The sequence below is a fragment of the Microbacterium sp. NPDC056003 genome (assembly GCF_042274785.1).
Taxonomy (GTDB): domain Bacteria; phylum Actinomycetota; class Actinomycetes; order Actinomycetales; family Microbacteriaceae; genus Microbacterium.
Window position 1 is genome coordinate 1,635,311 of record NZ_JBHJXQ010000001.1, and the last position, 14,342, is coordinate 1,649,652.

The window sequence follows — 14,342 nt, forward strand, 5'->3', positions numbered from 1 at the left end:
TCGAGGAGACCCCGTGCAACGACGCGTTTCGATGGCGGATGTCGCGGCGCTCGCGGGTGTGTCGGGCCAGACGGTCTCGCGGGTCGTGAACGACAGCCCCCGCGTCGATCCCGGCACCCGCGCCCGCGTCGAGGCCGCGATGGCGCAGCTCGGCTACCGCCCGCACCGGGCGGCACGCGCCCTCCGCACCGGCCGCACGCAGACGATCGGGCTGCTGGTCTCGACGCTGGCGACGGTGGGCAACTCGCGCATGCTGCAGGCGGTGGCGGATGCTGCGGCCACGCGCGGCTACGCGCTCACCGTGGTGACGCTCGGCGCCCACCCCGATGTGCCGGCCGCCTTCGAGCGCCTGAGCGAGCAGGGCGTCGACGGGGTGGTGGTGCTGAACGAGGCCACCGCGGCCGCGCGCGAGACACCCGCGCCTCCGGGATTGAGCCTCGTGGTGGTCGACGCGCCGCCCGAGGCGGAGGGGGCGCGGCGCTTCGGCATCGTGCAGTCCGACCACGCCGGGGGCGCCCGCGCCGCCACGACGCATCTGCTCGAGCTCGGCCATCGCACGGTGCATCACCTCGGCGGCCCCGCGACGTCGTTCGCGGCGGCTGAGCGCGAACGCGGCTGGCGCGAGGCGCTCGCCGACGCCGGGGCCCCCGTGCCGCCCGTGGTCCGCGGGGACTGGACCGCGGCATCCGGTCATGCCGCCGCCGCCCGCCTGCTCGAGGACGAGGCGACCGCGGTGTTCGCGGCGAACGATCAGCTCGCACTCGGGGCGATCCGCGCTTTCGCCGATGCCGGACGCGAGGTGCCGGGCGAGGTGAGCATCGTGGGCTTCGACGACATCGCCGACGCCGCGGACTACCGTCCGCCGCTCACGACGGTGCGCCAGCACTTCGACCGGCTGGGGGAGCTCGCTGTCGCCGCGCTCATCGCCGGCATCGAGGACGGCGCCACCGGATCCCACATCGTGCCGACGACGCTCCGGGTGCGCGAGAGCACCGCGCGGGCGCGCTGACCAGCGGCGGCCCGGCGAAGCAGACCCGGGAAGAGGACAATGGCCGCATGCACACCGTCGTGATCGCCCCGGACTCGTTCAAGGGCACGGTCGGAGCCGCCGAAGCGGCCGCCCGCCTCGGCGAGGGATGGGCGCGCGTGCGGCCGCACGACCGGGTGCTGCTGCTGCCCATGGCGGACGGCGGCGAGGGCACGATCGACGCCTTCGCGACGGCGGTGGACGGCGCGCAGCGGCAGGCGGCCACAGTGACGGGCCCCGAGGGCACGCCGGTCGAGGCGACGTGGCTCCTCCTTCCCGCGACATCCGACGCGCCGAACGGCACCGGTGTGGTCGAACTGGCCTCGACGAGCGGCATCGAACTGCTCGGCACGCCTGCGCGGCTGCGCCCGCTCGACGCGGGCACGCTCGGCTTCGGCGAGGCTGTCGCCGCCGCGCTGGACCACGGCGTCTCGCGATTGGTGCTCGGCATCGGGTCAAGCGCATCGACGGATGGCGGAATGGGCCTGCTCTCCGCGCTCGGTGCGAGATTCACGGATGCCGCGGGCAGGCCGGTCGCCGACGGCGGGCGCGGTCTGGCCGACCTGGTCTCGGCCGACCTGTCGGGTCTGCGGCCGCTGCCGCCGGGCGGCGTCACCGTGCTGAGCGACGTCGACAATCCGCTCGTCGGTGCCTGGGGCGCGGCAGCGGTGTTCGCACCGCAGAAGGGGGCGTCACCCGACGAGGTGCAGGAACTCGACGCCGAGCTCGCCCGCTTCGCCGAGCTGCTCCCTGCCGATCCGGCGACGCCCGGCGCGGGCGCCGCAGGCGGCGCCGGCTTCGGTCTGCTCGCGTGGGGAGCGACGCTCGTGCCCGGCGCGGCAGCGGTCGCGGAGCTCATCGGACTGACGGCCGCGGTGGGCGAGGCATCCGTCGTCCTTACCGGCGAAGGCTCGTTCGACGGTCAATCCGCCGCCGGCAAGGCCCCGGCGCACGTCGCGACGATCGCGCACGCGGCCGAGGTCGCCGTCGCCTTGGTCGCCGGGCGTATCGCGGGCGACGCCGATGTCTCGGCGTTCGCGGCGACGGTGTCGCTCACCGACCTCGCCGGGTCGGCGGAAGCCGCCATGGCCTCGCCCGGGCACTGGCTGACCGAAGCGGGCGTGGTGCTCGCCGCGGCGCTGGGCTGACGCCCGAGGTCGCCGCTGACGCCGAGGGCGCCGCTGACGCCCAAGGTCGCCGCTGACGCCGAGGGCGCCGCTGACGCCGAGGGCGCCGCGGCGCTGGGCTGACGCCCGAGGGCGCCGCCGCCCGACCGCCCGGTCAGCGCCGCCCGGTGACGGCCGCCCGGTCAGCCGTCGCCGTCGCGCCGAGGAGTGCTCCCGCGCACAACGACCTCGAGTGCGAGCGGCGCCTCGGCGTCACCCCGCCAGTCGCTCTCCACGGCCGCACGCAGCGCGCGGTAGCCCAGGGCGTCGAACGGCGCGCGGACCGTCGTCAGCCCGGGGCCGATGTCGCGGCACGTCGGGATGTCGTCGAACCCCGCCACCGCGATCTCGGCGCCGACGCGGCGGCCGGCATCGCGCAGTGCCGACGCGACCCCGGCGGCGACGAGGTCGCTGACGCCGAAGATCAGCGTTCCCTCGGCGAGGCCGTCCGCGAGCAGCTCACCCGCGGCCGCGTATCCCGCGTCGCGGGTCGTCGCGCCGTGGCGCACGGCGCCGATTCTCCCGCCGCCGGCGGTGAATCCGGCCGTGAAGCCGCCGATGCGGTCGTCCGATGCCCGGAGGCCTTCGGGGCCGCCGACCACGACGGCATCCCGGTAGCCGAGCTCGGCGAGTTCGGCACCGAGCGCCTCCGCGCCGCCGCGGTTGCCGAGGCTGATCGACCGGTGCGCCGGTTCTCCTTCGCCGAGCACCACGACATGGCAGCCCATGGCGGCCAGTGCGGTGAGCTCGCCCTGGAGGGCGGCGGAGTCCGACCCCGCGTTGCGGGCGACGCCGAGGATCAGCCCGCGGGGGCGTTGACCCCGCAGCGTCCGCACGAGGCGCAGCTCGCGCTCCGGGTCGCGGCCGGTGTCGGCGATCGTGACGATGAAGCCCGCCTCCTCGGCACCGCGGACGACTCCCGAGGCCAATCGGCCGAACGAGACGTCGCCGATGTCGGCCACGAGCAGCGCGACGATGGCGGAGGTTCCCCGGGCGGTCGCCTGGGCGGACAGGTTGGCGGTGTAGCCGAGCTTCTGGGCCGCGGCATCCACCCGCTCGCGGTAGCTGTCGGCCACCTTGCGGGTCGATCCGTTGAGTACGCGGGAGGCGGTGGCCAGCGACACGCCGGCCTCGCGCGCGACGTCATGCAGGGTTGCTGCGCCTCGGGCAGGCGTGTGCGTCTCGCTCACGAGGCTGAGTCTAGGACTTCTGTCCGGATCGTGGTCTGATCAGGCAAACCTTCTCATCCAGCACGGTGGGCGAGGTCTGCGGCGCCCTGTCCGGTCGATCGCGCGTCCGGTCAGGCGAGTCGCAGTGCGGCCCACGACACCGCGGGGAGTTCGACGGTGAGAGCGGATTCCTCGATCGTGTTGGCGTTGAGAGGGCGGACGCCGACGCGCTCGCGGTCCTCGAGGGTGTTCGCGGCGTAGAGGTCGTCCTCGTGCAGCAGGTGCGACTCGACCACCGCGACGTCGCGGCCCAGCGCGGCCACGAGGGGGGCGAGGTCGAGGTGGAGGGACGCGGCATCCGTCGTCGAGCGGTTCACGATGAAGACGCTCGCGCCGTCGTCGTCCACGGTCGCGACGGCGTTCACCGACGGCACGGCTCCGAAGCGCGCGCTCTCGAACGTCGCCGCGTCGACCGGCAGGCGCACGGCGCGGCCCTGCGCGAGGCGCGACGTGAGCGAGAACGGGTGGAACGTGGTCTGCCGCCAGGCCGGGCCGCCGGGCTCGGTCATGATCGGCGCGATGACGTTGACGAGCTGGGCGAGGGAGGCCGAGCGCACGCGGTCGGCGTGCTGGAGAAGCGTGATGAGGAGGTCGCCGAACACGACCGCGTCGAGGGCGCTGTAGCGGTCCTCCAGCTGCCGGGGGGCGATCGGCCACTCGTCGGGACGGTGCGTGGCCTCCTCCTTCTTCCAGCGGGAGAGGTACCAGACGTTCCACTCGTCGAACGAGAGCATGATGCGCTTGTCGCTCTGCTTCACCGCCGCGACGTGGTCGGCGGTCGCGACCACCGAGGCGATGAACTTCGCCATGTCGACGCCGGACGCCAGGAACTCCTGCGCGTCCCCGTCGTGCTCCTCGTAGTAGGCGTGGCACGAGATGAAGTCGACGTCGTCGAAGGTGTGCTCGAGCACCTCGCGCTCCCACGAGCCGAACGTCGGCATCGTGCGGCTCGACGATCCGCACACCACGAGCTCGATCGTCGGATCGAGCTGCCGCATCCCCTTCGCCGTGCGCGACGCGAGCTTGCCGTAGTCGGCGGCGCTGCGGTGGCCGAGCTGCCACGGCCCGTCCATCTCGTTGCCGAGGCACCACATCTTCACGCCGAAGGGAGTAGAGCGACCGTTCGCGGCGCGTTCGCGCGTGCGGGTCGTGTCGACCGACGTGTTGGCGTACTCGAGCAGGTCCAAGGCCTCTTCGGTTCCGCGGGTGCCGAGATTGACCGCGAGCATCAGCTCGGAGCCGACGCGGTCGAGCCATGACTGGAACTCGTGCAGCCCGACGGCGTTCGTCTCGGTCACGTGCCAGGCGAGGTCGAGTCGCGTCGGCCGTTGGTCGACCGGCCCGATGCCGTCTTCCCACCGGTAGCCCGAGACGAAGTTGCCGCCCGGGTAGCGGATCGTCGTGACGCCGAGCTCCTTCACGAGCTCGATGACGTCGGCGCGGAACCCGTCGGCGTCGGCGGACGGATGCCCGGGCTCGAAGATGCCGTCATAGATGTGTCGGCCGAGGTGCTCGACGAAGCCGCCGAACAGGCGGCGGTCGATGTCGGCGATCTCGAGCGCGGGGTCGAGGCGTGCGGCGGCGTGGGTCATGCGAGTCCTCGGACGGGATCGGAGAGGAAGGACGGTCGGCAAGAGCGGCGACCCCGCGACACTAGCGTGCGGCGCGCGATTCGCACAGTCGGTCCGAGGGTCGCCGGGTCAGGCGCCGCCGAGGGCCTCGGTGACGACCGCGCGGGCCTCGGCCTGGACCTCGGCGAGGTGCTCGGGGCCGCGCAGCGACTCGGCGTAGAGCTTGTAGACGTCCTCCGTCCCCGACGGGCGCGCGGCGAACCAGGCGTGCTCGGTCTGCACCTTGAGCCCGCCGATCGCGGCACCGTTGCCCGGCGCGTGCGACAGCTTCGCGGTGATGGCCTCACCGGCGAGCTCGGTCGCGGTGACCGCTTCGGGCGCGAGCTTGCCGAGCGCCGCCTTCTGCGCAGGTGTCGCCGGAGCATCGACCCGCTGGTATGCGGAGGCGCCGAACTCGGCCTCCAGCTCGGCATAGCGCTGCGACGGCGTCTTGCCCGTCACCGCGAGGATCTCAGCGGCGAGCAGGCACAGCAGGATGCCGTCCTTGTCGGTGGTCCACACCGAGCCGTCCTTGCGCAGGAACGAGGCGCCCGCGGACTCCTCGCCTCCGAAGGCCACCGACCCGTCGAGCAGGCCGGGCACGAACCATTTGAAGCCGACCGGCACCTCGAGCAGCGACCGGCCGAGCGACGCGGCGACGCGGTCGATGATCATCGACGAGACGAGGGTCTTGCCGACCGCGGCATCCGCCGGCCATTCGGGTCGGTGCGAATAGAGGTAGTCGATCGCGACGGCGAGGTAGTGGTTGGGGTTCATGAGCCCCGCGTCCGGCGTGACGATGCCGTGCCGGTCGGCGTCGGCGTCATTGCCCGTGAGGATGTCGTACTCGTCGCGGCGCGCCACGAGCGCGGCCATGGCGGACGGCGAGGACGGATCCATGCGGATCTTCTCGTCCCAGTCGAGCGTCATGAACTTCCACGTGGGGTCGACGTCGGGATTCACCACGGTGAGGTCGAGCCCGTGCACCTCGGCGATGAGCGCCCAGTACTCGACCGACGCGCCGCCCAGTGGGTCGGCGCCGATGCGCACCCCGGCGGAGCGGATCGCGTCGATGTCGATGATGTCCGCCAGGTCGCGGACGTACGCGTCGCGGAAGTCGTAGTCGCCCAGCGCATCGCCGTCGAGATCCTTGAACGGCGTGCGGGCGACGCCCTCGAGACCGGCCGCGATCAGCTCGTTCGCGCGGTGCGCGATCCACCCGGTGGCGTCGGTGTCGGCGGGGCCGCCGTTCGGCGGGTTGTACTTGAAGCCGCCGTCACGCGGCGGGTTGTGGCTGGGCGTGACGACGATGCCGTCCGCGCGGCCCGGGTCAGCGGCATCCCGCCCCTTGTTGTACGTGAGGATCGCGTGGCTCAGGGCCGGCGTCGGCACCCACGAATCGCGCGAGTCGACGCGCACGTCGACGCCGTTCGCCACGAGCACCTCGATGGCGCTGCGCTCGGCGGGAAGCGACAGGCCGTGCGTGTCGCGGCCGAGGAAGAGCGGACCCTGGATGCCCTGCTCGCGGCGGTAGTCGACGATCGCCTGCGTCGTGGCGAGGATGTGCACCTCGTTGAAGCTCGCCGAGAGGGAGGAGCCGCGGTGGCCGCTGGTGCCGAACGCGACGCGCTGCTCCGGCACCGACGGATCGGGCGTGAGGTCGTAATAGGCGGAGATCAGGTCATCGATGTCGATGAGGTCGGATGCTTCGGCGGGCTGTCCTGCGCGAGTCATGGGTCCAGTCTGCCCGTCCCACGGAGGAGGCGCACGGTCTTGACGGCGTCTGGCGTACCTGTCGCAGGACGACTGTCGGTGCGAACTCGCCTCCGTCCGCGAAAATCCGCGGCTCACCCGCACCGGCCCGCCTGCCTGGTCCTGAGAACAGTACGGCTGCGGTGGCGCACCGACACGCGGCTAGGCTGGCACCCGTGACTTCCGAGCCCCCCGCCGCGCGCCGCACCTACAGCTATCTCGGGCCGGCCGGGACGTTCACCGAGGCGGCGCTGGCGCAGGTGCCCGAGGCGCGCGAGCAGGAATGGCGCCCGGTGCGCAACGTCGGCGAAGCGCTCGCCGACGTGGTCGAGGGCCGCTCCGACGCCGCGATGATCGCGATCGAGAACTCCGTCGACGGCGGCGTCTCGACGGCGCAGGATGCCCTCGCCACCGTCCCGGGCCTGCGCATCGTCGGGGAGTACCTGGTACCGGTGGAGTTCGTGCTCGTCGCCCGCCCGGGCGCGACGCTCGACGACGTCTCGGTCATCGCGGCGCATCCCGTCGCGTACGCCCAGTGCCTGCAGTGGCTCTCGCGCGCGCTGCCCGCCCACTCGCACATCCCCGCCGCGAGCAACGTCGCCAGTGCGATGGGCCTCATCGACGGATCGATCGCCGCGGACGCCGCGATCGCGCCGCCCGGGATCCTCGAGCACCACGAGCTCGAACTCCTCGCCTCCGCGATCGGCGACAACCCCAACGCCGTCACGCGCTTCGTGCTCGTGAGCAAGACCGTCGCGCCGCCGCCGCCCACCGGCGCCGACAAGACGTCGCTCATCGTCGAGCTCCCCGACGACCACCCGGGCGCCCTGCTCGAGATGCTCGAGCAGTTCGCGACGCGCGGCATCAACCTCTCGCTGCTGGCATCGCGTCCGATCGGCGACGCCCTCGGACGGTACCGCTTCGTGATCGACGCCGACGGGCACATCGAGGACGAGCGCATGGCCGACGCGCTGCTGGGCCTGCGGCGGTTCAGCCCGCAGGTCGTGTTCCTCGGCTCGTACCCGCGGGCCGACCGCGCGGTCGTGCACTACCCGGAGCGCTACTCGGACGACGTGTTCGTCGAGGCGCGCGACTGGCTGCGCGGTCTCATCAGCGGCGAGCCGGAGGACGCGTGACCGTGCCCGCACCTTTCGTCTTCGATCCGGCCGTCAAGACCCACGCGCGCACGCTGGAGCGCCTCGAGACCGAGCAGGTCGCGTGGCTCGGCACGATCGGGCGCGACGGCTACCCGCACGCCGTGCCGATCTGGTTCCTGTGGCAGGACGGCCGCGCGCTGATCATGAGCGAGCCCGAGACGGCGAAGGTGCGCAACATCCGAGCGAACGATCGCGTGCTGCTGCACCTGGAGGCCGGAGCCGACGGTGAGCAGCTGAACGTCCTGCGGGGTGTCGCCACGCTCTCGCCCCAGCCGTCGACCGCGTGGCTCCCGCGCATCGCAGCGCCGTACACGGCGAAGTACGACGCGTGGCTGCAGCGACTGAACCTCACGACCGAGACCATGGCGGAGCGGTACTCCGTCCTGATCAAGGTCACCCCGCACAAGCTGATCGCCTGGTAAGCGCGCGGCGGGCGGCGGCGCGGCGGGCGGCGGCGCGGCGGCGGCGCGGCGGCGGTCACGCGATGCGCCCCGCTGCTCCACGCGCGGCGAGCGTCCGCGGTGCCACATCACCCTGCGCTCCGCCGCAGCACGGCAGTACCCTGGAGCATGCTCGATCCGACGAGCTCACTCGCCGAGGGGCGGCGCTCGTACGCCGCCTCCGACTGGTCGGGCGCCCTCGAGCAGCTGAGCGCGGCGCGGGAGCAGGCATCCCTCGACGCGGAGGACATCTCCACCCTCGCGCGCGCCGCCTGGTGGCTGGGGAGGGTCCCGGAATCGCTCGCGTTCGCCGAGGAGGCATTCCGCGGCTTCCTCGACGCCGGCCGGGGCGTGGACGCGGCGATGACGGCGCTGCAGCTCGGGCTGCTGTGGGTCACGCGGGGCGACCTCACGATCGGCAACGCCTGGGTGCACCGCGCCCGGCGGCTGCTCGCAGCCGAGCCGGATGGACCCGCGCACGCCTACCTCGCGTACCTCGACGCGTCGTTCGCGATGATGTTCGAGGGTGACGCCGAGTGGGATGAGCACGTCGACCGGCTCGCCGACCTGGCGGTGCGCTTCCCCGACCCGTCGGTGGAGGCGCTCGCGCTCGCGGTGCGGGGCCTGGCGACGCTGCGGCGCGGAGACTGCGCGCAGGGCTTCGCGCTGCTCGACGAGGCGATGCTTCCCGTGCTCGCCGGCCGGCTGCCCGTCGAATGGGCCGGCGACATCTACTGCACGGTCATCCACGTCAGTCACGAGCTCGCCGACTTCCGGCGCATGGAGGACTGGACCCGCGCGACCGAGCGCTGGTGCGCACAGTTCGGCAGCGAGGCGATCTACACCGGCATCTGCCGCGTGCACCGGATCGAGCTGCGCAGCGCACGCGGCGAGTGGACGGATGCCGAGGAGTCCATCGCGCGCGAGTGCGCCGACCTGGCCGGCGGCAACCCCTGGGTCGCGGGAGAGGGGTTCTACCAGCTCGGCGAGCTGCGCCGACGGCGCGGCGACCGGGCGGGAGCCCGCGAGGCGTACGCGCACGCTCGCTCCTCGGGGATCGACCCCCAGCCCGGGGAGGCGCTGCTCCTGCTCGAGGAAGGCGATGCGACCGGGGCGCGCACGCTCCTCACGCTGTCGCTCGCCGAGCGCGATGCGCTGGCGCGCGTGCGGCTGCTGCGAGCGACGGTCGAAGTCGCGCTCGCGAGTGACGACCGCGAGGGGGCGGAGTCGGCGGCGGCTGAACTGCGCGGCGCGGCGGACCGCTTCGGAAGTCCCGGATTCGCCACATGGTCGGCCCACGCCGACGCCATGCTCGCGCTGGCCGACGGCGATCCTGCCGCGGCGCTCGCCCCGCTGCGACGGGCCGAGGCATCCTTCCGCAGCGACCGTCAGCAATACGAGCTCGCGCGGGTGCTGCTCCTCGAGGCTCGAGCGTATGAGATGGCGGGGGATGCTGCGGCCGCGAGCCCTGCGCGGGATCAGGCGCGCGTCATCCTCGACCGGCTGGGCGCGCGTGTGGTCGAGGCGGCCGCGCCGGCACGGCCGGACGGGCCGCTCACACCGCGCGAGCGCGAGGTTCTCACGCTCGTCGCCGAGGGCGCCGGCAACCGCGAGGTCGCGCAGCGCCTGTTCATCAGCGAGAAGACGGTCGGCCGGCACCTGGCGAACGTCTACCTGAAGATCGGTGTCGGCACGCGCACCGCTGCGGCCGCATGGTGGCACGCGCAGCGGGCTACCGGCGATCCGGGCGATGCGGATGGCGCGCATCATGCAGGTGCGCCGTCGCCCGGATCTGCATGATTCTCCCGATTCGGCAGCGCCGGGCACGCTCCTACCGTGGGTGACGCGAGGCCGCTGAGTGCCTCGCCCCCGCCCGAAGGAGCACTCCCATGACCATCGCAGCCCCCCACACACTGGCCTCGACCTCGACGGCTGAGGAGTACGCCGAGCGGATGATGTCGGCCGCGCTCGGCTGGATCGACGTCATGTCGGCCTACCTCGGCGACCGGCTGGGCTGGTACCGCAGCCTCGCCGAGCACGGACCCTCTTCCCCCGATCAGCTCGCCGAGCGCACCGGGACGCAGCACCGGTACACCCGCGAGTGGCTGGAGCAGCAGGCGGTGAGCGGCGTGCTCCTCCTGGACGAGAGCGAGGACGGCACGCGGCGCTACACGCTTCCGGATGCCGCGGCGGAGGTGCTCCTCGACGGCGACAGCCTCAACTACCTCGGCCCGCTGCCGAGGGTCTTCGCCGCAGTGAGCCGGACCATGCCCGAGCTGCTGGAGGCCTACCGCCACGGCGGAGGCGTCAGCTGGGCCCGGCTGGGCGCCGATGCCCGCGAGGCGCAGGCGGAGCTGAACCGACCCCTGCTCGCCGAGCTCCCGACCGCGTTCGCCGGGATCGGCGACGTGCAGTCGGTGCTCACCCGGCCCGGAGCGCGCGTCGCGGATGTCGGCATGGGCGGCGGCTGGTCGTCGATCGCCCTCGCGCAGGCGTACCCCGGACTCGAGGTGGACGGATTCGACATCGACGAGCCGTCGATCGAGCTCGCCCGGGCCAACGCCGCGGCCGCGGGTGTCGCCGACCGGGTGCGGTTCCACAACGCGGACGGCGACGGACTCGCCGCTCACGGACCGTTCGATGCGGCGTTCGCGTTCGAGTGCATCCACGACATGGCGCGGCCCGTTGACGTGCTGGCCGCGATGCGGCAGGCGGTCCCGCACGGACCGGTCGTCATCATGGACGAAGCCGTCGGCGAGCGCCTGGTCGCGCCGGGCGACGAGGTCGAGCGCCTCATGTACGGCTACAGCATCTTCTGCTGCCTGCCGGATGGTCTCTCGCACCGGCCCAGTGTCGGCACCGGCACGGTCATGCGCCCCGACACCCTGCGGGACTACGCACAGGCGGCCGGCTTCGCCGACCTGGACATCCTCCCGGTCGAGGACTTCGGGATGTTCCGGTTCTACTCGCTGACCCGGTGAGGGTCAGCCGGCGAGCGGGAGCTCGGCCGCGAGCAGCTCGAGCGTCTGCGCGCGGCCGGGCGAGGCATCCATCGGCTCGCTGTCGTACGACCCGGCGATCGGCGAGATCATGATCTCGTCGACGCCGTGCGCGGTGGCGAACGCGGTCAACTCGCCCGCAACCGCGGCGGGCGTGCCCACGAACCAGTTCGCGCGGGCCGACGCCATGAACGAGTCGCCCAGCCCGTCGAAGTCGGTCGCCCTGGCGATCGACTGCTCGATCGTCTCGAGCGGCACGAGCGGGCGGTTCGTGCGCAGCCGCGCCGTCATACGCAGGTTCGGCAGGGCGCGCTCCTCGGCCTCTTCACTCGTGGGCGCGGCGAGCACGTTCGCGGTGAGGAAGGTGCGCGGCTCGGGGTGCGCCTCGCTCGGCTGGTAGCCGGTGCGGTACAGGTCGAGCGCGCGCTCGAGCCCCTGACCGGAGAAGTGGTTCGCGAAGACGTACGGGAGTCCGACGGCCGCGGCGAGCTGGGCCGAATAGTCGCTGGAGCCGAGCAGCCACACCTCCGGCACGGTCGACGCCGCCGGCGTCGCGTGCACGTCATAGGTGCCGCCCGAGGTGAAGCGCACCGATGCGCCGTCGGGTGACACGAGCGAGACGATGTCGCGCACGTGGTCGGGGAACCGCTCGACATCGCTCGTCGTGCCGCTCTGCCGCAGCAGCTGCGTGATCACCGGATCGGACCCCGGCGCACGGCCGATGCCGAGGTCGATGCGCCCCGGTGCGAGCGCCTCGAGGGCGGCGAACTGCTCGGCCACCACGAGCGGCGAGTGGTTCGGCAGCATCACGCCACCCGAGCCGAGGCGGATGCGCGACGTGCGCGCGGCGGCCGCGGCCACCAGCACGGGCGGGGTGGTCGAAGCGACCGCGGGCATGTTGTGGTGCTCGGCGAACCAGTAGCGGCGGAAGCCGAGTTCGTCGGCGCGGGCGACGAGCGCGAGGGATGCCGCGACCGCCTGCGCGCTGGTCTGGCCGGAGCGCACCGGCACGAGGTCGAGGACGGACAGGGCCGGTGCAGAAGTCATCGCTGACCCCAACCGTCGTTCCGGGTCGGCGTATTCCCTGGGACTTCGCCTGGAGGGGTGTCCCCCATTTGGTGGACAAGCCCGCTCTGTGGTCGGATGGGAGTAAGAGATGCCGGGCAGGGGAGCCCAAGGCGTGAGCGAGTACATCGCCGCCTGCATCAGGGACAGCGCCGCCGCTCCGCGTCTGCGGAGTGTGCACGGCGCGCACCGCAGACGAGGGCACGTTCGGCGTGCCCGGGATTGGGGAAACGATGTCAGTGAAGCACGGTCGCGGTCGACGCGGCGCAGCGGCGACGGGGGCGGCGCTCGCCGGCCTGCTCGCGATGGGCGCCGTCTTCGGCGCCGCTCCGGCAGCCGTCGCGGCGGAGGCGAGCATCAACCCGTTCGGGGTGAACGGCGGCTTCACCGTCGTCTCGCTGGGTGATGCGTCGCTCGGCAACGGCGAGATCGAAGGATCCGTCGCTGCGCTCGGAGCTGTCTCGAGCACCTCGGGCAACTTCCCGCTGCGGCATGACGTGGCCAGCGAGGGCAGCTACACGGTGCCGCTCATCGACGGCGTCCCGGTGCGCCTCCTCGCGAAGGCGTTCGCGGGCTCGGGCAACATGCAGGTCTCGAACGCGAGCCGGGGCGTCGCGGGGGAGGCGGATGCCGCGGCGTCGGCCAAGCTCGAAGACCTCACCGGCATCGACCTCAGCGCCCGCAGTGGTGGCGTCGGCCCTGCGGCCGGTGCCGACTTCGCCCGGCTGACCAATGCCGACGGCGGATGGATGGACCTGCTCGCCGTGCCCTACGCGCCGGACGTGCTCGACACCGTGCGCACGGCCTCACCTGTGGCGTCGTACATCGACGCAGCAGGAGCGGACGCCGCGACTGAGGCTCTCACCGCCGCGTACGGCACCACCGCGGTGCACGAGGTGCCGCTCACGATCGAGGGCGGTCTGGTCTTCCCGCAGTCGTTCGCGACCAACCGCCCGAACGTGATCGACTACGCCGACGTCGCCGATCGCACCATCAAGCTGGAGCGCTCGGGCGGCTATGTGCCGACGGCCGACGCGCCGCTCATCATCCGCGTCGCGCCCGGGACGACGACGATCGGACGGATCGACATCGAGGGCTGGAGCGCCCAGCTCGGCGCGCAGCAAGGCTACGCCCGTCACATCATGATCGACGCATCGGCGGTTACCGGCACGCTCACCGTCAGCGGGCTCGAGCTGGGCTCGGTCTTCGCACCGAACGCCGACGTCGTCTTCGACTCGGGCATCTCGCACAACGGCCAGTGGCTGGTGAAGTCGTTCACCTCGCGCGGCGGCGGCGAGCTGCACCACTACGGCTTCGAGGGCACGGTGCCCACGGACCCGACGGACCCGACCGACCCGACGGACCCGACGGACCCGACCGACCCGACGGACCCCACGGACCCGACCGACCCGACCGATCCGACTGACCCGACCGATCCGACGGACCCGACGGACCCGACCGACCCGACCGACCCGACCGATCCCACGGACCCGACGGACCCGACGGACCCGACCGACCCGACCGACCCGACCGACCCGACGGACCCGACCGATCCCACGGACCCGACGGACCCGACGGACCCGACCGACCCGACCGACCCGACCGACCCGACGGACCCGACCGAGGAGGGCGTCGTCGCGGGTGAGTCGCCGGCCGACGCGGCCGGCGAGGGCGCACTCGCCGTCACGGGTCAGGATCCCCTCGTGGTGACCGGCCTCGTCGCCGGGGCGGCCGCGCTCCTCGCCGGCGGAGTCGCGATCAGCCTGCTCGGCCGACGACGCGCCCGCGCCGCCGACTGACCCGACCCGCTCCGAAGCGTTCAGCGGGGTCGGTGGCGCACCAGCGCCGCCGACCCCGCTTCGTTCGTTCTCGGCGACGTCCCCGTCGAATGTCGCAG

11 protein-coding genes are annotated in these 14,342 nt (G+C 72.9%); 7 read left to right on the forward strand and 4 right to left on the reverse strand.

The genetic code is table 11. The features are described 5' to 3' along the window. Window positions 1–31 precede the first annotated feature (31 nt). Both ACFC1W_RS07590 and ACFC1W_RS07595 read left to right on the forward strand, forming a co-directional pair. Window positions 32–1,009 carry a LacI family DNA-binding transcriptional regulator gene (locus ACFC1W_RS07590; RefSeq protein ID WP_375991458.1) on the forward strand — a complete coding sequence of 326 codons (978 nt, stop codon included), beginning with the start codon at window positions 32–34 and terminating at the stop codon, window positions 1,007–1,009. A gap of 47 nt (window positions 1,010–1,056) precedes the next feature. Beyond that, the gene (locus ACFC1W_RS07595) at window positions 1,057–2,175 is read left to right on the forward strand and encodes a glycerate kinase (RefSeq protein ID WP_375990551.1); all 1,119 of its coding nucleotides are present in this window, start codon (window positions 1,057–1,059) and stop codon (window positions 2,173–2,175) included. 161 nt (window positions 2,176–2,336) lie between these two features. Here the strand turns inward: ACFC1W_RS07595 and ACFC1W_RS07600 are convergent, their stop codons facing one another. The 3 genes from ACFC1W_RS07600 to pgm all read right to left on the reverse strand — a co-directional run bounded on the left by ACFC1W_RS07600 (window position 2,337) and on the right by pgm (window position 6,766). Continuing rightward, the gene (locus ACFC1W_RS07600) at window positions 2,337–3,383 is read right to left on the reverse strand and encodes a LacI family DNA-binding transcriptional regulator (RefSeq protein ID WP_375990553.1); all 1,047 of its coding nucleotides are present in this window, start codon (window positions 3,381–3,383) and stop codon (window positions 2,337–2,339) included. A 110-nt stretch (window positions 3,384–3,493) separates the two neighbouring features. Next, window positions 3,494–5,014, reverse strand: coding sequence for an alpha-N-arabinofuranosidase (locus ACFC1W_RS07605; RefSeq protein ID WP_375990556.1), 1,521 nt, complete (start codon window positions 5,012–5,014; stop codon window positions 3,494–3,496). A 108-nt stretch (window positions 5,015–5,122) separates the two neighbouring features. Continuing rightward, a complete protein-coding gene (pgm, locus tag ACFC1W_RS07610; protein WP_375990558.1) occupies window positions 5,123–6,766 on the reverse strand; it encodes a phosphoglucomutase (alpha-D-glucose-1,6-bisphosphate-dependent) in 1,644 nt (547 codons plus the stop codon). A gap of 194 nt (window positions 6,767–6,960) precedes the next feature. Between pgm and pheA the strand changes: the two genes are divergently transcribed. From pheA to ACFC1W_RS07630, 4 genes are all read left to right on the forward strand, one after another. Then, entirely contained in the window at window positions 6,961–7,920 is a 960-nt protein-coding gene (gene pheA / locus ACFC1W_RS07615; protein WP_375990561.1) for a prephenate dehydratase, read from the forward strand. 2 nt (window positions 7,921–7,922) lie between these two features. Next, a complete protein-coding gene (locus ACFC1W_RS07620) occupies window positions 7,923–8,363 on the forward strand; it encodes a pyridoxamine 5'-phosphate oxidase family protein (RefSeq protein WP_375990563.1) in 441 nt (146 codons plus the stop codon). Between the two features lie 147 nt (window positions 8,364–8,510). Further along, a complete protein-coding gene (locus tag ACFC1W_RS07625) occupies window positions 8,511–10,181 on the forward strand; it encodes a LuxR C-terminal-related transcriptional regulator (protein WP_375990565.1) in 1,671 nt (556 codons plus the stop codon). Window positions 10,182–10,270: 89 nt separating this feature from the next. Then, window positions 10,271–11,362 (forward strand): class I SAM-dependent methyltransferase, encoded by a 1,092-nt coding sequence (locus tag ACFC1W_RS07630; protein WP_375990568.1) that lies wholly within the window; start codon window positions 10,271–10,273, stop codon window positions 11,360–11,362. Between the two features lie 3 nt (window positions 11,363–11,365). On the opposite strand, the gene ACFC1W_RS07635 is transcribed toward ACFC1W_RS07630, so the two are convergent. Then, window positions 11,366–12,427, reverse strand: a complete 1,062-nt coding sequence (locus ACFC1W_RS07635; RefSeq protein ID WP_375990570.1) for an LLM class flavin-dependent oxidoreductase — start codon at window positions 12,425–12,427, stop codon at window positions 11,366–11,368. Window positions 12,428–12,684: 257 nt separating this feature from the next. Here ACFC1W_RS07635 and ACFC1W_RS07640 point away from each other — a divergent pair, with 257 nt between their 5' ends. Next, window positions 12,685–14,244 (forward strand): collagen-binding domain-containing protein, encoded by a 1,560-nt coding sequence (locus ACFC1W_RS07640; RefSeq protein ID WP_375990572.1) that lies wholly within the window; start codon window positions 12,685–12,687, stop codon window positions 14,242–14,244. The last annotated feature ends 98 nt before the right edge of the window (window positions 14,245–14,342 follow it).

Bases quoted from the DNA above. Each gene is read 5' to 3' on its own strand.
- ACFC1W_RS07590 (WP_375991458.1), top strand. From the start codon at position 32: ATGGCGGATGTCGCGGCGCTCGCGGGTGTGTCGGGCCAGACGGTCTCG.
- ACFC1W_RS07595 (WP_375990551.1), top strand. From the start codon at position 1,057: ATGCACACCGTCGTGATCGCCCCGGACTCGTTCAAGGGCACGGTCGGA.
- ACFC1W_RS07605 (WP_375990556.1), bottom strand. From the start codon at position 5,014: ATGACCCACGCCGCCGCACGCCTCGACCCCGCGCTCGAGATCGCCGAC.
- pgm (WP_375990558.1), bottom strand. From the start codon at position 6,766: ATGACTCGCGCAGGACAGCCCGCCGAAGCATCCGACCTCATCGACATC.
- ACFC1W_RS07625 (WP_375990565.1), top strand. From the start codon at position 8,511: ATGCTCGATCCGACGAGCTCACTCGCCGAGGGGCGGCGCTCGTACGCC.
- ACFC1W_RS07630 (WP_375990568.1), top strand. From the start codon at position 10,271: ATGACCATCGCAGCCCCCCACACACTGGCCTCGACCTCGACGGCTGAG.
- ACFC1W_RS07635 (WP_375990570.1), bottom strand. From the start codon at position 12,427: ATGACTTCTGCACCGGCCCTGTCCGTCCTCGACCTCGTGCCGGTGCGC.